This is a genomic window from Erythrobacter sp. SN021, from assembly GCF_021864455.1.
Map to the genome: position 1 here is coordinate 235,299 of NZ_JAKKUW010000001.1, position 21,684 is coordinate 256,982.

At 62.1% G+C, this 21,684-nt stretch carries 22 protein-coding genes; 15 read left to right on the forward strand and 7 right to left on the reverse strand.

Features of this window, described 5'->3' with window-relative positions:
- Positions 1–16 precede the first annotated feature (16 nt).
- A complete protein-coding gene (locus L5849_RS01100; RefSeq protein ID WP_236923964.1) occupies positions 17–610 on the forward strand; it encodes a DedA family protein in 594 nt (197 codons plus the stop codon).
- Here the strand turns inward: L5849_RS01100 and L5849_RS01105 are convergent.
- Positions 607–1,503, reverse strand: coding sequence for a tyrosine recombinase XerC (locus L5849_RS01105; protein WP_236923965.1), 897 nt, complete (start codon positions 1,501–1,503; stop codon positions 607–609). The genes L5849_RS01100 and L5849_RS01105 overlap by 4 nt on opposite strands.
- The gene (hemW, locus tag L5849_RS01110) at positions 1,500–2,654 is read right to left on the reverse strand and encodes a radical SAM family heme chaperone HemW (RefSeq protein WP_236923966.1); all 1,155 of its coding nucleotides are present in this window, start codon (positions 2,652–2,654) and stop codon (positions 1,500–1,502) included. Before hemW ends, L5849_RS01105 begins: the two co-directional genes overlap by 4 nt.
- A 47-nt stretch (positions 2,655–2,701) precedes the next feature.
- On the opposite strand from hemW, the gene L5849_RS01115 reads away from it, so the two are divergent.
- Positions 2,702–3,298, forward strand: coding sequence for a CAP domain-containing protein (locus L5849_RS01115; protein WP_236923968.1), 597 nt, complete (start codon positions 2,702–2,704; stop codon positions 3,296–3,298).
- Between the two features lie 3 nt (positions 3,299–3,301).
- Here the strand turns inward: L5849_RS01115 and rdgB are convergent, their stop codons facing one another.
- Together rdgB and rph are read right to left on the reverse strand one after the other, a co-directional pair.
- Positions 3,302–3,928, reverse strand: a complete 627-nt coding sequence (gene rdgB, locus L5849_RS01120; protein ID WP_236923969.1) for an RdgB/HAM1 family non-canonical purine NTP pyrophosphatase — start codon at positions 3,926–3,928, stop codon at positions 3,302–3,304.
- The gene (rph, locus tag L5849_RS01125; RefSeq protein WP_236923971.1) at positions 3,925–4,641 is read right to left on the reverse strand and encodes a ribonuclease PH; all 717 of its coding nucleotides are present in this window, start codon (positions 4,639–4,641) and stop codon (positions 3,925–3,927) included. The genes rdgB and rph overlap by 4 nt, the downstream gene beginning before the upstream one ends.
- Positions 4,642–4,725: 84 nt before the next feature.
- On the opposite strand from rph, the gene hrcA reads away from it, so the two are divergent.
- From hrcA to L5849_RS01145, 4 genes are read left to right on the forward strand one after another with little or no spacing between them, the layout of a single operon-like run.
- Complete coding sequence (gene hrcA, locus L5849_RS01130; RefSeq protein ID WP_236923972.1) at positions 4,726–5,769, forward strand: heat-inducible transcriptional repressor HrcA; 1,044 nt, start codon at positions 4,726–4,728, stop codon at positions 5,767–5,769.
- A 13-nt stretch (positions 5,770–5,782) separates the two neighbouring features.
- A complete protein-coding gene (grpE, locus tag L5849_RS01135; RefSeq protein WP_236923974.1) occupies positions 5,783–6,379 on the forward strand; it encodes a nucleotide exchange factor GrpE in 597 nt (198 codons plus the stop codon).
- Between the two features lie 24 nt (positions 6,380–6,403).
- Entirely contained in the window at positions 6,404–8,155 is a 1,752-nt protein-coding gene (locus tag L5849_RS01140) for a DUF885 family protein (RefSeq protein ID WP_236923976.1), read from the forward strand.
- A gap of 59 nt (positions 8,156–8,214) precedes the next feature.
- Complete coding sequence (locus tag L5849_RS01145) at positions 8,215–8,508, forward strand: glycine zipper domain-containing protein (protein ID WP_115416755.1); 294 nt, start codon at positions 8,215–8,217, stop codon at positions 8,506–8,508.
- Positions 8,509–8,566: 58 nt separating this feature from the next.
- Here L5849_RS01145 and L5849_RS01150 read toward each other — a convergent pair whose 3' ends face one another.
- Together L5849_RS01150 and L5849_RS01155 are read right to left on the reverse strand one after the other, a co-directional pair.
- The gene (locus tag L5849_RS01150) at positions 8,567–9,022 is read right to left on the reverse strand and encodes a vgr related protein (RefSeq protein WP_236924600.1); all 456 of its coding nucleotides are present in this window, start codon (positions 9,020–9,022) and stop codon (positions 8,567–8,569) included.
- Between the two features lie 95 nt (positions 9,023–9,117).
- Positions 9,118–9,597 (reverse strand): copper chaperone PCu(A)C, encoded by a 480-nt coding sequence (locus tag L5849_RS01155; protein ID WP_236923978.1) that lies wholly within the window; start codon positions 9,595–9,597, stop codon positions 9,118–9,120.
- Positions 9,598–9,775: 178 nt separating this feature from the next.
- Here L5849_RS01155 and dnaK point away from each other — a divergent pair, with 178 nt between their 5' ends.
- From dnaK to L5849_RS01170, 3 genes are all read left to right on the forward strand, one after another.
- Positions 9,776–11,704: a molecular chaperone DnaK gene (dnaK, locus tag L5849_RS01160; protein ID WP_236923980.1), complete on the forward strand. Its 1,929-nt coding sequence runs from the start codon at positions 9,776–9,778 to the stop codon at positions 11,702–11,704.
- 68 nt (positions 11,705–11,772) lie between these two features.
- Entirely contained in the window at positions 11,773–12,891 is a 1,119-nt protein-coding gene (gene dnaJ / locus L5849_RS01165; protein WP_236923982.1) for a molecular chaperone DnaJ, read from the forward strand.
- Between the two features lie 37 nt (positions 12,892–12,928).
- The gene (locus L5849_RS01170) at positions 12,929–13,552 is read left to right on the forward strand and encodes a DUF6445 family protein (RefSeq protein ID WP_236923983.1); all 624 of its coding nucleotides are present in this window, start codon (positions 12,929–12,931) and stop codon (positions 13,550–13,552) included.
- Here L5849_RS01170 and L5849_RS01175 read toward each other — a convergent pair.
- On the reverse strand, positions 13,549–15,864 hold the full coding sequence (locus tag L5849_RS01175; protein WP_236923985.1) for a patatin-like protein: 2,316 nt from the start codon (positions 15,862–15,864) through the stop codon (positions 13,549–13,551). The genes L5849_RS01170 and L5849_RS01175 overlap by 4 nt on opposite strands.
- A 72-nt stretch (positions 15,865–15,936) precedes the next feature.
- Between L5849_RS01175 and radA the strand changes: the two genes are divergently transcribed.
- The 6 genes from radA to phaR all read left to right on the forward strand — a co-directional run bounded on the left by radA (position 15,937) and on the right by phaR (position 21,635).
- Positions 15,937–17,304: a DNA repair protein RadA gene (radA, locus tag L5849_RS01180; protein ID WP_236923986.1), complete on the forward strand. Its 1,368-nt coding sequence runs from the start codon at positions 15,937–15,939 to the stop codon at positions 17,302–17,304.
- A gap of 23 nt (positions 17,305–17,327) precedes the next feature.
- Positions 17,328–17,849, forward strand: coding sequence for a CvpA family protein (locus L5849_RS01185; protein ID WP_236923987.1), 522 nt, complete (start codon positions 17,328–17,330; stop codon positions 17,847–17,849).
- Complete coding sequence (locus L5849_RS01190; protein ID WP_236923989.1) at positions 17,849–18,283, forward strand: iron-sulfur cluster assembly scaffold protein; 435 nt, start codon at positions 17,849–17,851, stop codon at positions 18,281–18,283. The genes L5849_RS01185 and L5849_RS01190 overlap by 1 nt, the downstream gene beginning before the upstream one ends.
- A 45-nt stretch (positions 18,284–18,328) precedes the next feature.
- Positions 18,329–19,975, forward strand: a complete 1,647-nt coding sequence (locus L5849_RS01195; protein ID WP_236923991.1) for an MFS transporter — start codon at positions 18,329–18,331, stop codon at positions 19,973–19,975.
- A 7-nt stretch (positions 19,976–19,982) separates the two neighbouring features.
- Positions 19,983–21,017, forward strand: a complete 1,035-nt coding sequence (gene alr, locus L5849_RS01200) for an alanine racemase (RefSeq protein WP_236923993.1) — start codon at positions 19,983–19,985, stop codon at positions 21,015–21,017.
- A 75-nt stretch (positions 21,018–21,092) separates the two neighbouring features.
- Positions 21,093–21,635, forward strand: coding sequence for a polyhydroxyalkanoate synthesis repressor PhaR (phaR, locus tag L5849_RS01205; RefSeq protein WP_236923994.1), 543 nt, complete (start codon positions 21,093–21,095; stop codon positions 21,633–21,635).
- The last annotated feature ends 49 nt before the right edge of the window (positions 21,636–21,684 follow it).

The following is a 21,684-nucleotide window of genomic DNA, read 5'->3' on the forward strand; positions in this document are numbered from 1 at the left end:
TGCCGGTTAGCGCGCGATGACCGAATTCATCATCCGCACGATCGAGCTCGGCGGTCTGCTGGGTATCTTCGTGCTGATGGCGTTGGAAAACATCTTCCCGCCGCTCCCTTCCGAAATCATCATGGGGCTGGGCGGGGTCGCGGTGGCGCGCGGCACGATGGAGTATTGGCCGCTTCTCCTGGTGGGCAGCGCGGGAACGACGCTGGGCAATTACTGGTGGTACTGGATTTGCGATCGCTGGGGGCGGACGCGGCTCGAACCCTTCGTCACGCGCCACGGTCGCTGGCTGACGATGGAGTGGCACGATGTCGAACGCGCGCAGGCGTTCTTTCGCAGGCATGGCTCGTGGGTGGTCTTCGCCATGCGATTCACGCCGGTCCTGCGCACACTCATCTCGATCCCCGCGGGATTATCGCACATGGGGGCTGTCCGGTTCCTGGTCTATACCTTCGCGGGCGCTTTGGTTTGGAACCTGGCCATGGTTGAACTGGGCCGCAGGCTGGCCCGTTCGCAGGAATTGCTGGGTTGGCTCGTCCTGGCGATCTTCGTGGCCGCATTCGGTGGGTATGTGTGGCGGGTACTGACCTGGAAACCGCGGAAGCGCGATTAGTCCTTTTCGCGCGGGTGGGCGCTGCGATAGGTATCGAGCAGCCGAGCCGCGTCGACCTTGGTGTAGATTTGCGTCGAGCCCAGACTGGCATGTCCGAGCAGCTCCTGCAGGCTCCGCAAATCCGCGCCTGCGCCAAGCAGGTGAGTGGCAAAGCTGTGCCTTAGTGCGTGGGGCGTGGCGCTGTCGGGCAAGCCCAGTACTTTGCGCGCTCGTGCCGTCGCCTTCTGAATCATTCCTTGCGACAGCGGCCCGCCCCTTGCACCCCGAAACAGTGCATCGTCCTTCGCCATGGGGTAGGGGCAGCGCGCGGCATAATCCGCGACAGCCTCGCGCACGATGGGGAGCAGCGGCACAACACGCTGTTTGCCGCCCTTGCCGCTGACGATCAGCCTCTCGCCCAGCGGCAGCGCGCTGCCGGTCAGCGACAGCGCCTCTGCGATCCGCATCCCCGCGCCGTAGAGCAATAGCAAAACCGCGCGATCGCGTGCGCCGATCCAGTCTTCAGCGGCCAGCGCCTCGACCGCATCGGCGAGCCCGATTGCATCGTCGGGCGTGACCGGGCGAGGCAGGCCTTTCTTTATGCTCGGCCCCCGCAGGCGCGGCGGGTCGGACACGGCATGTCCCGCCTGTGTCCGAGCGAAGGCGATGAAGCCCTTCAGCGCCGAAAGTTCACGCGCGGCGGAGGCATTGGAAAGTCCCTCTGCGCGGCGCGATGCGAGATGCGTGCGCAGACGTGTTGCCGTGATTTCGGCGACGGCGTCCCAGGACGAAAGACCCATTCGCGTAAGAAGACGCTCCGCCGCCTTGTCATAAGCGCGCACTGTGTGATGGGAGCGGCGCAATCCAAGTGCCAGGTGATCGTGCCAAGCCGCGAGCAGGTCGGCCCTGCTCATGACGTCACGAGGTCGGTGCAGACCACTTCGCCAAGCAAGGCATCGAGCAGCGGCATGCCCTGCGGCGTGACGCCGATCCGTTCTTGCTCCACCCAAACAAGGCCGAGATCGCGATACAGTGCCAGTTTGGCCTCGTCGACCAACGCAGCGGGCGCTGCGTCGAACCGGCGGGCCAGTGCCGCGAGATCGACCCCTTCGGCCAGCCGCAGTCCCATCAGCAACGCTTCGCTAGCCTGTTCTCCGTGAGCTAGCGGACGCGCTTCGGCGATCCCGTGCCCCTGCGTCGCCACTGCGGAGAGGTAGTTCTCGGGCTTGCGGTGGCGTATCGTCGCGACGTCGCACCGCCGTCCATGCGCACCGGGGCCGATGCCGACATAATCCTGATAGCGCCAGTATGTCAGATTGTGGCGGCTCTCCTGACCCGGCCGGGCGTGGTTGCTGACCTCATAGGCCGGGAGGCCGGCAGCTTCGGTCATCTCGCGAGTCAGAGCAAACAGATCGGCCGCATAATCATCGCCGAGGGGTTCGAACACGCCGCGCCGCACATCGGTCGCGAAGCGCGTCGCGGGCTCTATCGTAAGCTGATAGAGCGACATGTGATCGGTACCGAGCGCCAGTGCCTCGCCCAGTTCTACTTGCCAGTCCGCCTCCGTCTGGTCGGGTCGGGCATAGATCAGGTCGATCGAAACGCGAGCGAAATGCCGCTGCGCCACCGTCACCGCCTTCAGCGCTTCGTCGACGCCATGCAGCCTGCCGAGAAAACGCAACACCTCGTCGCGCAGACTCTGCACGCCCAGCGAAACGCGGTTGATCCCCGCTGCCGCGAGTTCGGCGAAATTGCCCGCTTCGACACTGCTGGGATTGGCTTCGAGCGTAATCTCGATCGCCGGATCGAAGCCCCACAAGCGCTCTACTTTCTCCAGCAGGGCGGAAACGAGGGTGGGAGGCATGAGAGACGGAGTTCCTCCGCCAAAAAAGATACTTGCGAGGGGTTCTTGCGACTGTGTCTCATCATGCTCATGCTGCATGTCCGCCACCAGCGCAGCTTTCCATTGCGCGATATCCGCAGTTTCCCGGACATGGCTGTTGAAATCGCAATAAGGACATTTCGCGATACAGAAGGGCCAGTGAATGTAGAGAGCGCGGGCCAAGGATGTCTTCAGCTAATCTTAATCATCGGAACGGAATTCCACCTGTCATGGATGGGTCGAAAAAATGGATCGCGTCGCTGGGCGGCGCCATTGCCGTGCTATGTGCCACGGTCACTGCTGCAGCCGCAAGCGGGGCGTCGAAACCGCTCGATTTGCGCCGCGCCGACCCGGCACCGCGCTCGATTGATCGCCAAGGCACATCCGACCTGCGCATGGCGGCCCGCATTCTGGACGCCCATAATCGGGAGCGGGACCGGCTGAGCCTGCGCCCGCTGAAATGGAATGTCCACCTCGAACGCGAGGCGCGGGAATGGGCGCATCATCTCTCCCGCAAGGGCAAGCTTCAGCATGCCGACGGGAAAACACGGAACCGGACAGGTGAAAACCTCTGGATGGGCACAGCCGGACATTGGCCCGTTGAAACCATGGTCGGCATGTTCATCGAGGAAAAGCAACACTATCGCCACGCTCATTTTCCCGACATCTCCAAAACCGGGAACTGGGCCGATGTCGGGCACTATACACAGGTGGTCTGGCGTGAAACCAAGGAAGTCGGTTGTGCAGTGGTGAGCGCGCGCGGCAACGACGTGCTTGTCTGCCGTTACTGGCCGGCCGGAAACGTGTGGGGACAGAAGGCCTTCTAACCGTCAGCCAAACTGGTCGGCGACGAGCTTGGCAAAAGCATCGGCGCGGTGGCTGATGGCGTGTTTCTCTGCCGGATCGAGCTGCGCGAACGTTTGCTCGCGCCCCTTGGGCACGAAGACGGGATCGTATCCGAACCCCATGGTGCCGCGCGGCGGCCAGGTTAACGTGCCGGGGGCGGTGCCTTCATAGACCGCTTGCTCGCCATCGGGCCAGGCGACCGCGAGGACGCAATGAAAAGCGCAGGACCGATCGACCTCGGTGCCTTTCTCCTGCAGCATGCCTTCGACCTTGCCCATCGCCATATACCAGTCGCGCCCCGGATCGCCTTCGAACCACTGTCGTTCGGCCCAGTCGGCGGTGTAAACGCCGGGCCGTCCGTCGAGTGCATCGACGGACAAACCGCTATCATCCGCCAGGGCGACGAGGCCCGATGCCTCCGCCGCAGCACGTGCCTTGATCAGCGCGTTCTGAACGAAGGTCGTACCCGTCTCGGCAGGTTCGGGCAGGCCCAGCGATCCGGCCGAGATACATTTGACGCCATGCGGTTCGAGCAGAGCGGAAATTTCCTTCAGCTTGCCTTCGTTATGCGTGGCGATTACCAGCGTGCCCGAACCGATGCAGCGTGTCATTTCCGCGTTGCCTCGTCTTGGGCCTTGAAGATGTCCGCGCAGCCCATCTGAGCGAGGCGGAGCAGGCGCAGGAAAGCTTCCTCGTCATAGGGTGCGCCCTCGGCCGTGGCCTGCGCCTCCGCGATCTTGCCGCCTTCGATGAGTACGAAATTGGCGTCCGCATCGGCATTGCTGTCTTCGGGATAGTCGAGATCGAGCACCGGCGTACCGTCATAGATGCCGCAGGAAATCGCAGCGACCTTGGCCGTAATCGGATCCTGGGTGATCGCGCCGGATTTCATCAGCCCGTCGACCGCGAGACGCAGGGCAACCCAAGCACCGGAGATCGAGGCTGTGCGCGTGCCGCCATCGGCTTGGATCACATCGCAATCGAGCGTGATCTGGCGCTCGCCGAGCTTCTTATGATCGACCACGGCGCGCAAGCTCCGCCCGATTAGGCGCTGGATTTCCTGCGTTCGTCCGCTTTGTTTTCCCTTGGCCGCCTCGCGCTGGCCGCGCGTATGCGTAGCGCGGGGGAGCATCGAATATTCGCCGGTCACCCAGCCTTCGCCCTTGCCACGCAGCCATGGCGGAATGCGTTCTTCGACACTGGCGGTGCACAGCACGCGCGTTTCGCCGAAGCTGATAAGGCAGCTACCTTCGGCATGCTTGGTGTAACCGGTTTCGATGGTGATGGCACGCATTTCGTCGGGCGCACGGCCGGAAGGTCGCATAGGGGTCTCCATTGCAGTCGAATCTCGGGGACGCGTGTGGCGCATGGGTCTTGAGGCCGCAAGGGGAGTGGTTAGATAGGCACTATGAATTCTCCACCGCTCACTGATTTGTCGGACCGCGCGCGGGATATCTTCCGTCTCGTGGTGGAAGGCTATCTCGACAGCGGCGCGCCGGTGGGATCGAAAGCTCTCGCGAGCGAGAGCGGAGTAAACCTCTCACCGGCCTCGATCCGTTCGGTTCTGGCCGAGCTCGAACAACGCGGCCTGCTGGCGGCACCGCATACCAGTGCCGGACGGATGCCGACCGAAAGCGGCCTGCGCCTTTTCGTCGATGCGATGATGCAGGTTGCCGAACCGTCTCAAGAGGAGCGTGCCGCCATCGAACAGCGGCTGGCGGAACCGGGGCCGATCGAGCGTGCACTCGAGAAAACCAGCGCACTTCTTTCCGATCTTTCGGGCGCTGCGGGGATGGTCATGGTGCCCACGCGCGAACCTCGGTTGTCTCAGGTTTCGCTGACCGCGCTCGATGCCAACCGGGTGCTCGCCGTGCTCGTCGGCGAAGATGGGCATATCGAGAACCGCATTCTGTCGCTGCCGGTAGAAGCGCTCGGCACCTCGCTTGAGCAGGCCAGTAATTATCTCACCGCGCGCACGTCGGGCCGTACGCTGGCCGAGGCCGCCAGCACGGTCGAAGAGGAAATAGCCAGCGGCAGATCCGCTCTCGACGAGGCAAGTCGCGATCTCGTGCAGCGCGGACTTGCTACCTGGAGCGAGGATGCAACCAACCGGCCGGTGCTGATTGTGCGTGGCCAAGCCAATCTGCTCGATGACGTGGCGCTGGGGGATATCGAACGTGTGCGTTCGCTGCTCGACGATTTGGAAAGCAAGCAATCGGTCGCCAGTCTGCTCGATCGCGCGCGACGGGCAGATGCCTTGCGGATATTCATCGGCAGCGAGAACCGGCTGTTCTCGCTTTCTGGGTCCTCGGTGATCGCTTCGCCCTATCGCGATCGCGAGGGCAGAGTGGTCGGCGTGCTGGGTGTGATCGGTCCGACGCGGTTGAATTACGCGCGGGTCGTCCCCATGGTGGATTTCACGGCCCGATCCTTGGGCAAACGAATAGGCTAACAGGGTTTTTCCAGTGAACGACGAAAACAACAAAGAACCGCAAGACAAGGCGGTCGACGAAGAAGTGGCACGCGAAATGGAAGGCGTCCCGGAACATCTGCGTGACGATGGTGAAGCTGCCGATGAAGATAACGGCCTCGAAGAAGCGCTCGCCAAGCTGAAGGGCGATCTCGATAGCGCAATGCAGGACGTGCTTTATGCCCGTGCGGAAACGCAGAATGTACGCCGCCGCCTCGAAAAGGACGTCCAGGATGCCCGCAATTACGGCGCGACCAGCTTCGCTCGCGATATTCTGAGCGTGGCCGATAATCTCGCACGCGCTCTTGACCACGTGCCGGAAGAGCTGCGCGAGCATGAGAAAGCGAAGAACTTCATCGCCGGGATCGAGGCCACACAGCGCGAGCTGGAGAAGGTGTTCGGCCAGAACGGTATCACCCGTATCGCCGCCAAGGGCATACCGCTCGACCCGAACCAGCACCAGGCGATGATGGAAGTGCCGACCGACGAGGCAGAGCCCGGCACGATCGTGCAGGAAATGCAGGCCGGCTACATGATCAAGGACCGGCTGCTGCGCCCGGCCATGGTCGGCGTGGCGAAGAAGCCCGACTGATCCGATTAGGATAGGGGAAAGACGATGAGGACTGCTATTTTCGGAGCGGCGGTCCTCGTCGCTGCCACCTGTACCACGCCGCTTGCCGCGCAAGAGAGCGCCGATGAGCGGCTCGAGGCGCTGGCGGATGACTATTACGATTATCAGCTCGAACAATTCGGGCTTACAGAAAATGCCAATGGCAGCACCGAACAGGGCGATCGGCTGTGGTCGGTTGCCCCGGAAGCGCAGCGGGCGCGCGCTGCGCGACATGCCGAATATCTGGCCCAGCTCGACAAGATCGATATCTCGAAGTTGAGCGAGACGGCGCAGACCAATGCGCTGGTTTTGCGCACTCTGCTCGAAGCTGAAATTGGCGATGCGCGCTTTGCCGAATGGGAAATGCCCTTCGACAGCGATAGCAATTTCTGGTCTTACCTTGCCGCGCGCAGCAGCTTTCCCACGGCTGAGGAATATGAGAATTATATCGGCCGGATGCGCGATATTCCGCGCTATTTCGCCGAACATACAGCCAATGCAAAAGCAGGGCTGGAACGCGGATTTTCCGTTCCCCGGATCACGCTGGAGGGGCGCGATGTCTCGATCAGTTCCTATGTCGTCGACGACCCCGAGCAGAGCCCCTTCTGGTCACCTTTCGCCGATATGCCGCGCAGCATTCCCCAGGCGGAACAGGAGCGTTTGCGCGCAGCCGGACGCGCAGCGATTCGTGAAAGCGTCACCCCTGCCTATGCCGCGTGGCTTGCCTTTTTCCGCGAAGAATATCTGCCCAACACCCGCGCCACATTGGGGGCAAGCGAGTTTCCCGATGGCCCGGCCTATTACGCCCAGCAGATCCGGCAATATACGACACTGGATCTGACCGCTGAGGAGATCCACCAGATCGGTCTCGACGAAGTGGCGCGAATCACCGCCGAAATGGAAACGGCGAAGGAAGAGGCCGGATTTGACGGGACGCTGGACGAATTCATCGCCTTCCTGCGCAGCGATCCGCAATTTGTGGCCGATACGCCGGACGAACTGATGGGAGTGGCGGCCTATACGGCCAAGCGAGTCGACGACAAGCTGGACGAATATTTCGGCTTCCTGCCGCGCTATCGCCATGGCCTGCGACCGGTCGATCCGGCCATCGCGCCTTACTATACGGCGGGCAGGGGTGGGCTGGAGTTCTGCCAGATCAACACCCACGATCTACCCTCGCGTCCGGTCTACAACATTCCCGCGCTGACAATGCACGAATGCGCGCCGGGTCATTCCTTTCAGGCGGCCATCGCGCTCGAGCGCGACGATGCACCGCGCTTCCGCCGCCAAACCTATTTCTCCGGTTTCGGCGAGGGCTGGGGGCTCTATGTCGAATATCTCGGCAATGAGATGGGCATTTACCGCAATCCCTACGAGCGTTTCGGCCAGCTATCCTACGAGATGTGGCGTGCCGCGCGGCTGGTGATCGACACCGGCATTCACCATTATGGGTGGACCCGCGAGCAGGCGATCGAGTACCTCTCCAGCCACACCGCCCTGTCGGATCGCGAGGTCGGGACCGAGATTGATCGCTACATTAGCTGGCCGGGTCAGGCGCTGGCCTACAAGCTGGGCGAGATGACGATCCGCCGCGTTCGCGCGAAAGCGGAAAAGGCGCTGGGCAAGGATTTCGACATCTGCAAATTCCACGATGTTGTGCTCTCGCTTGGTTCGGTGCCGCTGCCCGCGCTCGAAGCCCGGATCGATGCCTTCATTGCCGATCGCGGGCAGGGTCTTTCCGGTGTGATATACGACTGAGGAACAGGCGTGCTTCTCGTCCGTAAAACTACCGACAGGGAAGCCGACGGAGAGAACCGATGAATACCAAATTGTTACTCGCGCCCGCACTTTTGGCTTCAAGTTTGAGTCTCGGCGCCTGCGCGCAAAACTACGCGGTCGAAGGCGCGGTTGCCGGTGCCGCTGCGGGCGCCGGGCTGAGCGCACTTCTGGGCGAAGATCTCGAAACCTACGCGCTCGCTGGCGCTGCGATCGGCGGGGTCGTCGGCTACGTCAACGACAAGAACGACGATTGCGACGGCTATTACGGCGACGGGCGCTATGTCGACGACGATTGCCGCTATGATGACCGTTATGCGCGCTACTGGCGCTAGGGCATCGAATCGATCCCGCTGAATGATGAGCCGTCCCGCAAGGGGCGGCTTTTCTTTGCTAGCCGCTTACGGACCTACCCCCGGCGCCGCGAAAGCGCACCAGCAGATCATAGGTTGCGGGATCGGCGACCCCCGCGACTTTGATACCGTTGCGGAGCCAGAAAGCATGCTTCACGATTTCGGCCTGCTGTTCGATGCCGTAGCGTTCGAGCGGCCATCCCGGCCTGAGCGCATAGTCGTAGCGCGCCCAGGGCATGCGCCGGGTAACGAGGAACCACTTGCCGCGCGTCTGGACCTGCCAGACATGCACCAATTCGTGAATCAGCAGTCCCTGACGCGGGATGTCGGCCTTGGAGAAATCATCGCAATAGGCTTCCGCGCGCGGGTGGAAGTGCACGTGGCCCCGGGGGGCCATGGTGATCGTGCGGGGCTGAAACGGAAACCATTTACGGCGGCGGATCGTGACCTTTTCATAATCGATCACGTCGCCGAACACCGACCGTGCAAGTGCAATTTCGCCTGGCGTGAGCGCACGTTCGCCGCCCGCCGGACAAGAAGGCGCGACAGCTTCGTCGTGGGTCTCAAGCCCGAGGCTGTCGCGCGCATCGTTCAGCGTTCGTCACCCGCCGCGCGGATTTCCACCGGAAAGGATTTTTTCTTCCCGCCGACGACTGTGAGTGTCATTTCGGTCGTTCCTCCGGCTTCCAGCGACGGATCGAGATCGAAGACCATCACGTGAAATCCGCCCGGCTCGAAGCTTTCGGTGCCGCCGGCATTCACAAGGACCTGGCCGACGCTGTCCATCATCATCTGACCGTCCATTTCCATCGAGCCGTGCAGCTCCGCATTCCCTGCGCCTTCGACATCGGCACGGCGGATCGCGTAGTTTCTGTCGCCAGTGTTCTCGACATCGAAATATATCGCCCCGGGTCTGTCCGAAACCGCCGGAAGCATCAGCCGCGCATTGCTGACCTCCAGGGAAATTCCATCGGATGCGGGAGTGGTGGATTCTTCCGTTTCACTGGCGCAACCGGCCAGTCCAATCGCGGCAAAAGCAAGCGCAAAGGGCGCGAAATGCGTCATTTTCATGGATTTGATCCCCTCTTGGTAGTGTCGAAAAACTAGCGGCGCCTCTCCCTTGTGCCAAGAAAAACCGCACCTATATCGCCCGGGTAACACACCACCGGATAGAGCCGCCGACCGGTTCCGCCAGGATATGGGGAGCCAACGAAGCGGTGTCCAACGACTTGAAACAGATGGGGAAACCATGAGCAAAGTTATCGGTATCGACCTCGGCACCACCAACAGCTGCGTCGCCGTGATGGACGGGGGCAAGCCCAAAGTCATCGAGAATTCGGAAGGCGCGCGCACCACGCCTTCGATCGTCGCCTTCACCAAGGATGGCGAACGCCTGATCGGCCAGCCGGCAAAGCGCCAGGCCGTGACCAACCCGGACAACACCCTTTTCGCGATCAAGCGCCTGATCGGTCGCCGTTTCGACGATCCGCTGACCAAGAAGGATATGGAGCTGGTCCCCTATGACATCGTCAAGGGCAAGAATGGCGACGCATGGGTCGAAGCCGGCGGCGAGGAATATTCGCCCAGTCAGGTTTCCGCCTTCATTCTTCAGAAGATGAAGGAAACCGCCGAGAGCTATCTCGGCGAAACCGTCACGCAGGCCGTGATCACCGTTCCCGCATACTTCAACGACGCGCAGCGCCAGGCGACCAAGGACGCCGGCCAGATCGCAGGTCTCGAAGTGCTGCGCATCATCAACGAGCCGACTGCGGCCGCGCTCGCCTATGGCATGGACAAGGAAGACGGCAAGACCATCGCCGTTTACGACCTTGGCGGCGGTACCTTCGACGTCTCGGTTCTCGAAATCGGCGACGGCGTCTTCGAAGTTAAGTCGACCAATGGCGACACCTTCCTGGGCGGTGAAGACTTCGACAGCGCGATCGTCGAATATCTCGCGGACGAGTTCAAGAAGAAGGAGAACATGGATCTCCGGACCGACAAGCTCGCCCTGCAGCGCCTCAAGGAAGCAGCCGAAAAGGCCAAGATCGAACTGTCGAGCTCGGCCCAGACCGAAGTCAACCTGCCCTTCATCACCGCACGCATGGAAGGCGGCAGCTCGACCCCGCTGCACCTCGTCGAAACGATCAGCCGCTCGAAGCTCGAGCAGCTCGTCGGCGATCTGATCAAGCGCACACTCGAGCCCTGTAAGAAGGCACTCGCCGATGCGGGCGTTTCCAAAGACGAGATCGACGAGGTTATCCTGGTCGGCGGCATGACCCGCATGCCCAAGGTCCGCGAAGTGGTGGAGGAATTCTTCGGTTCGAAGCCGCATACCGGCGTGAACCCCGATGAAGTCGTGGCCATGGGTGCTGCCATCCAGGCTGGCGTCCTCCAGGGCGACGTCAAGGATGTGTTGCTGCTCGACGTGACCCCGCTTTCGCTGGGCATCGAAACGCTGGGCGGCATCATGACCAAGATGATCGATCGCAACACGACGATCCCGACCAAGAAGACGCAAACCTACTCCACCGCCGAGGACAACCAGAACGCGGTGACGATCCGCGTTTTCCAGGGCGAACGCGAGATGGCGCAGGACAACAAGATGCTGGGCCAGTTCGATCTGGTCGGCATCCCTGCAGCACCTCGCGGCGTCCCGCAGATCGAAGTTACCTTCGACATCGACGCCAACGGCATCGTGAACGTGTCTGCCAAGGACAAGGGCACCGGCAAGGAGCAGCAGATCCGCATCCAGGCGTCGGGCGGTCTGTCCGATGACGACATCGAGAAGATGGTCCAGGACGCCGAAAAGTTCGCCGACGAGGACAAGAAGCGCAAGGAAAGCGCCGAAGCGCGCAACCAGGCCGACAGCCTCGTCCATGCGACCGAGAAGCAGCTCGAAGAGCATGGCGACAAGATCGACGCTTCGCTGAAGAGCGAAGTCGAAGAAAAGGTCGCGGCGCTCAAGGCCGCGCTCGAAGGTGACGATGCGGCCGACATCAATGCGAAGGCCCAGGATCTGTCGCAGTCGGCGATGAAAATGGGCCAGTCGATCTACGAGCAGGAACAGGCCAATGCCGCGCCTGACGCCCCGGAAGGCGATGCATCCTCCGGCGGTGGCGCGGAAGAAGAGGTTGTCGACGCCGAATTCTCCGAAGTCGACGAAGATTCGAAGAACTGATTGCCTGATGAGAAGCCAATCGCCATCGGTGCATTCCCGCACCGGTGGCGATTAGCCATTGGAAAGCCATGTCGACGACTGAAACCGATCTCTACGAACTGCTCGAGGTAAGCCGCGACGCCGATGGCGCGACGATCAAGTCCGCCTATCGCAAACTGGCGATGAAGCACCACCCCGATCGCAATCCGGGCTGCACCGAAAGCGAAGGCAAATTCAAGGCGGTCAGCGCCGCCTACGAAGTGCTCAAGGACCCGCAAAAGCGGGCAGCCTATGACCGCTACGGACATGCCGCCTTTCAACAGGGCGGCCCGGGTGGTGGGCCGGGCGGTGCCGATTTCGGGGATCTCGGCGATATTTTCGAAACGATTTTCGGCAGCGCTTTCGGTGGCGGAGGCCGTGCGCGTCCGCGCCGGGGTGCGGATTTGCGCTACGACATGCAGATCGATCTCGAAGAGGCCTTTCACGGAAAATCGACCGAAATCGAAATCGAAGTCTCGCAGAATTGCGAAACCTGCCACGGTTCGGGCGCCACGCCCGGCACGCGCGCTCGTACCTGCAATCTTTGCCATGGCCAGGGCAGTGTCCGGGCCAAGCAGGGGTTCTTCGTCGTCGAGCGACCTTGTCCCAATTGCCATGGCAGCGGGGAAGTCATTTCGTCGCCCTGTCGCGATTGCCGCGGCGAAGGGCGCATCGACAAGGTTCAGGCGCTCGAGGTGGGCATCCCGCCCGGTGTCGATACCGGCACGCGTATCCGTCTGTCGGGCAAGGGCGAGGCCGGGCCGCGCGGTGCGCCGCCGGGCGATCTCTACATCTTCATTCATGTGAAACCGCACGACATCTTCCAGCGCGAAGGCACGACGCTGGCTACGCGTGTGCCGATCAGCTTCACAGCAGCCGCACTCGGCGGATCGATCGATATTCCCAATATCGATGGGGAAGAGGTTACGATCGAAATCCCCGCAGGCATTCAGTCGGGTAAGCAGTTGCGGCAGCGTGGGGCAGGCATGCCCGTGCTGCAGGGCCGCGGTCGCGGCGATCTCGTGGTGGAAATCGCGGTCGAAACGCCGACCAGGCTAAGCAAGGAGCAGCGCGCGCTGCTCGAACAGTTCCGCGAGATGGAAACCGGTGAGGAGTGCCCCGAAAGCCGCGGCTTCTTCGACAAGCTCAAGGATGCCTTTGGCGGGTGATTGCCAAGTGACGTAGGGGCCGCGATAAGCGCGCCCCATGTTGCCTTCGCTGACCATTATCGACGATTTTCTGTCCGATCCCTGGGCCGCGCGCCGGGCGGCGCTGGCGCTGCGATATGCGCTCCCCGGCACTGGCGGAAATTATCCGGGCCGGGATTCGACTTCCGCTCTGGAGGTGGATGGCATCAATGCCGCCGTTTCGCGCCATATCGGTATCGACTTGGCGGGAGCGGAGGGCACCGAACACGGACACTGTCGGCTTACGCTGAAATCGGACAAGGGGCGGAGCGGCGTACACGTGGACCCGGCCTTCCATTCCGGCATCCTCTATCTCTCGCGGCCCGAGGATTGCGTGAAGCCTGGAGCCGGTGGAACCGATTTTTTCCGCCACAAACGTACCGGTCTCGAACGGGTACCCACGAATGGCGCAGAGCTTGCCGCGACCGGATATGACAATCTCGACGATCTCGTCGGCACCGTTGTAAACAAGGATACGATGCACCCCGCCAAGTGGGAGCGCGTGATGCGCGTGCCGATACGCTTCAATCGGCTGCTGCTGTTCTCACCTTGGCAATTCCACAATTCGGCTCCGGGTTTCGGCACCGATCCGGAAAGCGGGCGTCTGGTGATGCTGCTCTTCTTCGCCAAGGCAAAGGGTTAGGGCAGGCGCTCGACGATTTCGGCGCGAAGCGTGTCGAGCAGCCGCTGGCCGCAGCGGCCCGCCTCTTGCTCCTCGTCGAGAATGGCGTGAAATGCCTCGCGCTTGAAGGACCGGCAAGTCTCTACCGCAAAAGGAGTGCCGAGGGTCGAGCAAACTAGATCGATCATCCGCTCGGCGCCGTGCAATCGGCCCCAGAGATAATCGTTTTCACGATAGGCCCGGCTGAAAAACGCCCCGAAATTGTAAAATTCGATACCGCGCAGCGTCGCTTGCGTGCCCCCTTCGCGAATGCTTCGCGCATCTTCGGGACTGATCCGATCGACCTTGACCGGATCGAATTCGGTCAATCCCTCGTTGCGCAGCAAAGGCAGTGTGGCCACATCATAGAAGGGAAAGCCGAGATAGGTCAGCAGCATGCGCCGCCGCAGGTTCTTGGGCATGTTCTCGAGCGCGGTAGCGAGCATTTCCTCGGCCCGTTCGTCCAGCGCGGGCAGCAGGCGCCGTGCCTCGATCAGGTCGAGTAGCGTTCCGGGATCGCGCATGACTTCTTCGGCGAGTGGTTCGAACGCATCGCCGAGAGCCGACAACCCTTCCTTTTCGAAATAGAGCGCAAGAATCTCATAAACCGCATCACGTCCCGTCTCGAGCGCATCGTCGGGAATATCCGGATCCGCTTCCCAATCTCGTGCAAGCCGGCGGGCAAGCAAGCGCAGGCGGCGGATACGGAATCCGATATCGTGTTCGCGAAAGAAAGCGATCGCGTCGGCCGATGCGCCACCGGAAGGCGCCGACAGTGTATCGAGACCCCGGCGCATGAGTTCCTGGCGCAGCACGCTTTCGATGGGCGCGGGATCGTCCAGGCCGAGTTTGGGCGCCGATTGCAGTGTAAGCCGCGCCAGCCTGCCAACGATGCCGGTGAACTTGGCTTGGGCATAGGCATGGAAGGCATAACCCGCCCGTTCCGCGGCGGCCTGCTGCGCCTTTTGGCGCCAGTTCTTGAGCCGTGCAGGCGTCGGCCGGTCGAGAAACAAGGTACGGCCGAACAGCTTTTCCACCGCCGCGTCGACTTCGGGGCGCAAGGCGGCCACCATCCGGCTCAGCCGTTCGGCCTCCTGGCTCTGCTCTTCGAGTTGCTCCAGATTGTCCCGTATCGGCTGTTCGCGCGGAAGGGTCGAGAGCGAACCGAAGATAGCCGAGAAGAAACCGACCGGCTCGCTTTTCTCGGCGGTACGATCACCGATCCGTTCGGGACGCGGATCGACATAGACGAACCGCCGGTCGACCTCACGCTGGGCAGGCCTGCCCTGCAGCGCGGCAATGGCCCCGGCAAACGGTTTGTTGACCAATACCGAACCATCGATAAGCGATACGTTATCAAGTGTTTGCCGCGCAACATGAACCGGCATTATGCGGTTCAGAAAGCTCTCCCGCTCGGGCCAGGTGCGTTCGGTGAGGTTGGATAGCCGGTCGATCTCCTCGATCCGCAAGGGAGGAAAGGCTCCCGGAAAACTCGCCGTAGCGCGCGCGGCGAAGACCAGTTCGAGAGGATTTGCCAGATCATGGCCACCACGATCCGGTGTCCGCGCGCGGAACGCGATCGGCATCCGGTGTTCGGTATCTTCGACGACCGTAGGGCTGTGCAGCCGCAACATTTCGAGATGGCCGTGAAAGTCGGTCGCCGTGACATAGAGATCCAGCGGGTGACCCGGCGGCAGCAGCGGCGCATCGATCGGGTTGGCGGCCATCGCCGAGAAGGCCCGCTCCAGAAGCCGCGAGAAGCCCAGCCCGGAGAAGGGCGGTTCGAACCAACGTCCACGAATGAGATGCGAGACCTTGCGCTCCACCTCGGCCTGCGTTTCGGCGGCGACTTCGCCCGCGAGGTTGCTACCGGGTCGGCTCAGCAGCCAGGTGGCGAAGGGTTGTGCCCAGAACTTCGAGAACCGCCATTTTATTCGGGCGGCCGGATCGACCAACTCGTCCACATCGGCGATTTCGAGCCACAGGTCGGTGAGCGGTTCGAGCGACTGCCCCGAATGAATGGCCTGCGCCAGAAAGACGGTATTGATCCCGCCCGCGCTCGCTCCGCTCATGATGTCGGGCAGGACCCGAAGCCGGAGCCCTTTTTCCTCTTCGATCGTCTCCAACAACGCGCGATAGACCGCGTCGACCCCGCCGCGTGGCGAAGCCCGTGTGTGGAAATCGCGACTGGCGCGGGCAAGCTGCCACAATTCCCGCGTCACGCCGTGCATATAGATCGCCAGACTCACGCCGCCATAGCAGACCAGTGCGATCCTCAATTCCTTTTGACGCATCGCGCACCGTCATGGCGGGATAAAACGCGCAAGGCAATTGCGTTCCGCAAATGTTCCGTTTAGCGATACGCCATGGCGAAACCGAAGAAACGCTATGTCTGTCAGGCTTGTGGCAGTGTCTCGCACCGCTGGCAGGGGCAATGCCCCGACTGCGCGGAGTGGAATACGCTGGTGGAGGATGCTCCTGCCACCGTGTTTTCGATGAAGCACGATCTGTCCAGTGGTGGCAGGGCGGTGCAGTTCGTCGATCTCGACAAGCCCGGCGAATTGCCAATACGCCAGCCGACCGGCCTGGCGGAATTCGACCGGGCGCTGGGCGGGGGGCTGGTCCCCGGCTCCGCCATTCTTCTGGGCGGCGATCCCGGTATCGGAAAATCGACCTTGCTGCTCCAGGCGGCGGCGCGGATCGCGCGCGAAGGGCATGGCGTGGTCTATGTCAGCGGCGAGGAGGCATCGGGTCAGGTGCGTATGCGCGCCGCACGGCTCGGTCTGTCCGACGCTCCCGTCAAACTCGCCGCCGCGACGGGCGTGCGCGACATTCTCACCACACTTGGCACGATGGATACGCCGAAGCTGATGGTGATCGATTCGATCCAGACCATGCATTCGGACACGATCGAAGGCGCACCCGGAACGGTCAGCCAGGTACGCGGCTGCGCTTTCGAACTGATCCGCTATGCCAAGGAAAACGGCGTTGCGCTGGTTCTGGTCGGGCACGTGACCAAGGACGGCAACATCGCCGGCCCGCGCGTGCTCGAACATATGGTCGATGTGGTGATGAGCTTCGAGGGCGAGCGCAGCCATCAGTACCGCATCCTGCGCGCGCTCAAGAACCGCTTCGGCGCGGTCGACGAGATCGGCGTCTTCGCCATGGCGGGGGAAGGGCTGGAAGAGGTCGACAATCCTTCGATGCTGTTCCTGTCCGGCCGCGACGAGCCGATGGCGGGCAGCGCGGTGTTCCCGGCAATCGAAGGCACGCGGCCGGTGCTGGTCGAAATCCAGGCGCTGATCGTGCGGCTGCAATCGGGCGCGACGCCGAGGCGGGCGGTTGTGGGCTGGGACAATGGCCGCCTTGCGATGCTGCTGGCGGTGCTGGAATCGCGCTGCGGGCTGAACTTCTCTTCGGCCGAGGTCTATCTCAATGTCGCTGGCGGTTATCGTCTCTCCGATCCCGCCGCCGATCTGGCGGTTGCCGCGGCGCTGGTCAGCGCGATGGCCGACAAGCCGCTTCCACCGCGCAGCGTCTGGCTCGGCGAAGTGTCGCTTGCCGGAGAGATCCGGCCTGTGGCCCATGGCGGTTTGCGGCTGCGCGAAGCGGCCAAGCTTGGCTTCGATTGCGGCTTCGGGCCGTCCGACGTGAAGAGCAGCTCGTCCGCGCTTCGCTATGACGGTTTGGGACAATTGGCCAATCTCGTTGACCGGATAATCGGGAACCCATAAATCCGCCATTTCAAGGAAGGGTCATGACGGGTTTCGATTACTTAGTCCTGCTGATCGTCGGCATTGCCGCGGCCGGTGGATTCATGCGCGGTTTCATGCAGGAAATCCTGTCGCTGGCCGCCTGGATTCTGGCGGCTTTCGCGATCCGTTTCCTGCACACGCCTCTGACGCTGGCGCTGGAAGAGTATATCGGCCCCGAAATCACGACTTCGCTGCTATCCTTCACCCTGCTGCTTCTGATCCCCTATGCCGCGATGAAAGTCATCGCCAGCAATGTCGGAACCGCTTCACGCGGTTCGATCATGGGGCCGATCGATCGCGTATTGGGTTTTGGCTTCGGAGCCTTGAAGGGGGTGTTAATCGTGGTCATCGCTTTCTCGCTGCTTGTGCTGGGTTATGACGGGATTTGGGGCTATAAGGGGCGACCGAGCTGGATCACTACCGCGCGGAGTTATGAGCTTGTCGATGCAAGTTCACGCGCGCTGGTCGAAGCCCTCGCGGAACGCCGGTCGCGCCTGCGCGAGCAGTCTGCCGACGGGCAATAATGGACAACCCGCGCGCACCCGCGCTTTATTCACCGCAGCTCTTGGCACTGGCCATCGAACTGGCGGACTATCCCTTCGACGGGGCCGCTGCGGCCACCGGGCGCGCGCGATCGCGTAGTTGCGGCAGCGTGATCGAGCTGTCATCGTCCGGGTCCGAACGGCTCGCGGACATCGGATTAAAAACCACAGCCTGCGCGGTCGGGCAGGCCTCGGCAGCTATCTTCGCCGGGGAGGCGCAAGGCATGGACCGGGCAGAAGTCGGCGATATGCTTCGCGCCTTGGAAAGCTGGCTGGCGGGCACTGCTCCGAGTTCGATCCTGCCGCGGCTCGAATTGCTCGAGCCCGCGCGTCGGCATCACGGCCGGCACGAAGCGATCCTGCTGCCGTGGAGAGCGGCGCTGGACGCGCTTTCCAAGCCCTCTGACGCTCGCTAGACCGACATGTCGAGAAGATGAATATCGCGAAGGAGGGAGCGCGAAATGATCGAGGGTGCCGTCACGCCGCACAGGGAGCCGACGGAAAAGGAGATCCGTCTCGTGATCGCCGCGAGCAGCGCCGGCACGGTCTTCGAATGGTATGATTTTTTCATCTATGGGACTCTCGCCGGACTGATCGGCGCGGCCTTTTTTCCCAGCGATAACGAGACGCTCGAAATCTTGCTGGTCTGGGCAGGCTTCGCGGTCGGTTTCGGATTTCGTCCACTTGGCGCAATCCTTTTCGGCTTTCTCGGCGACCGACTGGGCCGGAAATATACCTTCCTCGTCACGGTCACGCTGATGGGTATTGCGACGGCGGGCGTCGGCCTGATTCCGAGCGCGGCCAGCATCGGCTTGGCAGCGCCGATTATCGTGATCTGCTTGCGGATATTGCAGGGCCTGGCCCTGGGCGGCGAATATGGGGGCGCGGCAATCTATGTCGCCGAACATGCCCCGCCGGAAAAGCGCGGTTTCTATACCAGCTTTATCCAGGCGAGCGTGGTTGGCGGCTTCGTGCTGTCGATCGCGGTGGTGATTGCCTGCCGCGCCCTGATCCCGGCCGACGATTTCGCGGCCTGGGGCTGGCGCATTCCCTTCCTGCTGTCGATCGTGCTGCTGTTCATCTCGCTCTGGATGCGGCTGAAACTGTCGGAAAGCCCCGTGTTCCAGGCGATGAAGGCTGCTGGCGAAACCAGCGCCAATCCGTTCAAGGAAAGCCTGACCTATCCCGGCAATCCGAAGCGGATTTTCGTGGCCTTGTTCGGCATTACCGGCGTTCTCACGACGATCTGGTACACAGCCTTCTTCTCTGGCCTTTCGTTCCTGCGCGGGCCGATGCGCGTGGACGAAAGCGTGGTGGAATGGATGCTGCTGATCGCGGGCACGATTTCGATGAGCTTCTACGTCGTGGTCGGCAAGTGGTCCGACAGGGTGGGGCGCAAAAAACCGATCATTATCGGCGCCATTGCTTCGCTGGTTCTGCTGTTTCCCGTGTTCTGGGCCATCGGTTCGCTGGCAAATCCAGGGCTGGAGCGCAGCGCGCGCGCTGCCCCGGTGACGGTCAGCGGGCCTGCATGTGAATACGACCCTTTCGCCGAGGTTCAGGCCAGTCCGTGCGGCCGCGCGCTTCAGGACCTTACCGCGCTCGGCATTCCCTATACCATCGATGACGCGGCGGCAGCCCAGCTTGCCATCGGAAGCAGGATCTATGGCTACGAAGACCTGCCCGACGATACACGCCGGGCGAGCATTCAGTCATGGCTCGAAACCAATGGATATGATTTCACCCGCCAGACACCACCGCTCGCGAGCCTGGTCGGGATCGTCGCCCTGTTGCTGTTGCTGGGCGTGTTGTCGGCGCTGACCTACGGCTCGGTCGCGGCCTTGCTGTCGGAGATGTTTCCCGCGAAAATCCGGTATAGCTCGATGTCGATCCCATACCATATCGGTGCGGGCTATCTCGGCGGTTTTCTGCCACTGATCGCCGGCTATATCGTGGCGATGACCGGCAACGCCTATGCAGGCCTTTGGTACACGATAGCGGTAGTCGGCTTTGGCTTGATTGTCGCTTGGTGGGGTCTGCCGGATGGGCCGCCGCGCGATTTCGAGGATAGCGGGCAGGACCCGCCTGCGTCCCCAGTTCTTCCGTGAGACCCGCATGACCGAACTCCCGCCGCCGACCTTGCGGCTGCATATCGATGACGCCGCGTTGGCGAGCAACTGGCGCGCACTCGACACGCTTTCCGGAAAGGCTCGCGCGGGGGCGGCGGTGAAGGCCGATTGCTATGGCTTGGGCGTGGATCGGTGCGTGCCGGTCCTGCGCGATGCGGGCTGCCGCGATTTCTTCGTCGCGCATTGGAGCGAGGTGCCCGCTGTCCTCGCGCATGTTCCGGCCGATCGGGTGGCGGTGCTTCACGGCCCGTCGACATCGGACGATGTGGAGTTTGCCCGCGCTACCGGCGTCCGTCCGGTTATCGACAGCTTGCGGCAGGCCACGCTCTGGACGGAGGGCGGGGGCGGTCCCTGCCACCTGATGATCGATACGGGCATTAATCGCCTCGGCATTTCGCCCGGCGAAGCGGATGCCCCTGCCATTCAGGCGCTCGATGTAGAGGTGGTGATGAGCCACCTGGCCTGCGCCGACGAAAATAGCGCCATGAATGCACGCCAATTGGCAGCATTCCGTGCTTGTCTTCCGCAGGTATCGCACAGGGAGGCAAGTCTCGCGAACAGCGCGGGGATAGCCTTGGGCGCCGAGTATGGCTTCGATCTGACGCGGCCCGGGCTCTCGCTTTATGGCGGCGTTCCTAGAGACGAGCTTGCCGATGACATAAGGCAGGTGGTCCGCCCGCAAGCCGCGCTGATCCAGACCCGCGAAATCGATGCCGGGTCGACCGTCGGCTACAACGCCACCTTCACCGCACGGCGCAGGATGAAGATCGGGGTCGTCTCGCTCGGCTATGCCGATGGCATTTTACGCAGTTGGGCGGGGGCGTATTTTACACAAGGAGACAGGCGTCTGCCGGTTCTGGGAAAAGTATCCATGGATATGATCGTCCTCGATCTTTCCGAGGCGTCCGAACTTGCCGAGGGCGACTGGGTCGAACTGCCTTACCATCTGCCCGATGCTGCGCGGCAAACCACTCTATCGCAATATGAATTGCTCACCGTACTCGGCAATCGCTTCGGTTGACCTTTGCGTCATGTTGCGCCGCAGTTTGTGCACATGCTAAGCCCCTTGCAACGCACAATTGGGGAGCATGCGCATATGGCAAAGCGGACCGCCGAGGGCGAACCGATCATCATCAAGAAATACGCCAACCGGCGGCTCTACAATACCGACACCAGCAGCTACATCACGCTGGACGATCTGGCCAAGATGGTTCGCGAGAACGTCGACTTCCACGTGCTCGACGCAAAGTCCGGCGATGATATCACGCATACCATCCTGACGCAGATCATCGTCGAAGAAGAAAGCCACGGCACACAGATGCTGCCCGTCAGCTTTCTGCGCGATCTCATCTCCATGTATGGCAATTCGATGCAGGCGATGATGCCGAGCTATCTCGAAGCCAGCATGGCGAACCTGCGCAAGAACCGCGAGCAGTTGCAGGCAGCCTTTGCCAAGGGAATCGAAAGTAACCCCCTGGCCAAAATGGCCGAAGCCAATTTCAAGATGATGCAGAATGCCGCCGAGGCCTTTATCCCGGGCCGAGCGAAGAGTCCCAAGCCTGACCAGTCCGACGAGTTGGCACAGATGCGCAAGCAGATGGCCGAAATGCAGAAGAAGCTGGACGAGATCAGCAAATAGCGGCATCGGCCCGCGCGCCGATCCGACCAGCAATTACGGGAAATACAAC

Excerpts from the sequence above, each read along its gene's own strand:
- L5849_RS01100 (WP_236923964.1), top strand. The coding sequence starts at position 17 with ATGACCGAATTCATCATCCGCACGATCGAGCTCGGCGGTCTGCTGGGT.
- L5849_RS01105 (WP_236923965.1), bottom strand. The coding sequence starts at position 1,503 with ATGAGCAGGGCCGACCTGCTCGCGGCTTGGCACGATCACCTGGCACTT.
- L5849_RS01115 (WP_236923968.1), top strand. The coding sequence starts at position 2,702 with ATGGATGGGTCGAAAAAATGGATCGCGTCGCTGGGCGGCGCCATTGCC.
- rdgB (WP_236923969.1), bottom strand. The coding sequence starts at position 3,928 with ATGACACGCTGCATCGGTTCGGGCACGCTGGTAATCGCCACGCATAAC.
- rph (WP_236923971.1), bottom strand. The coding sequence starts at position 4,641 with ATGCGACCTTCCGGCCGTGCGCCCGACGAAATGCGTGCCATCACCATC.
- hrcA (WP_236923972.1), top strand. The coding sequence starts at position 4,726 with ATGAATTCTCCACCGCTCACTGATTTGTCGGACCGCGCGCGGGATATC.
- L5849_RS01140 (WP_236923976.1), top strand. The coding sequence starts at position 6,404 with ATGAGGACTGCTATTTTCGGAGCGGCGGTCCTCGTCGCTGCCACCTGT.
- L5849_RS01145 (WP_115416755.1), top strand. The coding sequence starts at position 8,215 with ATGAATACCAAATTGTTACTCGCGCCCGCACTTTTGGCTTCAAGTTTG.
- L5849_RS01155 (WP_236923978.1), bottom strand. The coding sequence starts at position 9,597 with ATGAAAATGACGCATTTCGCGCCCTTTGCGCTTGCTTTTGCCGCGATT.
- dnaK (WP_236923980.1), top strand. The coding sequence starts at position 9,776 with ATGAGCAAAGTTATCGGTATCGACCTCGGCACCACCAACAGCTGCGTC.
- dnaJ (WP_236923982.1), top strand. The coding sequence starts at position 11,773 with ATGTCGACGACTGAAACCGATCTCTACGAACTGCTCGAGGTAAGCCGC.
- L5849_RS01170 (WP_236923983.1), top strand. The coding sequence starts at position 12,929 with ATGTTGCCTTCGCTGACCATTATCGACGATTTTCTGTCCGATCCCTGG.
- L5849_RS01175 (WP_236923985.1), bottom strand. The coding sequence starts at position 15,864 with ATGCGTCAAAAGGAATTGAGGATCGCACTGGTCTGCTATGGCGGCGTG.
- radA (WP_236923986.1), top strand. The coding sequence starts at position 15,937 with ATGGCGAAACCGAAGAAACGCTATGTCTGTCAGGCTTGTGGCAGTGTC.
- L5849_RS01185 (WP_236923987.1), top strand. The coding sequence starts at position 17,328 with ATGACGGGTTTCGATTACTTAGTCCTGCTGATCGTCGGCATTGCCGCG.
- L5849_RS01190 (WP_236923989.1), top strand. The coding sequence starts at position 17,849 with ATGGACAACCCGCGCGCACCCGCGCTTTATTCACCGCAGCTCTTGGCA.
- L5849_RS01195 (WP_236923991.1), top strand. The coding sequence starts at position 18,329 with ATGATCGAGGGTGCCGTCACGCCGCACAGGGAGCCGACGGAAAAGGAG.
- alr (WP_236923993.1), top strand. The coding sequence starts at position 19,983 with ATGACCGAACTCCCGCCGCCGACCTTGCGGCTGCATATCGATGACGCC.
- phaR (WP_236923994.1), top strand. The coding sequence starts at position 21,093 with ATGGCAAAGCGGACCGCCGAGGGCGAACCGATCATCATCAAGAAATAC.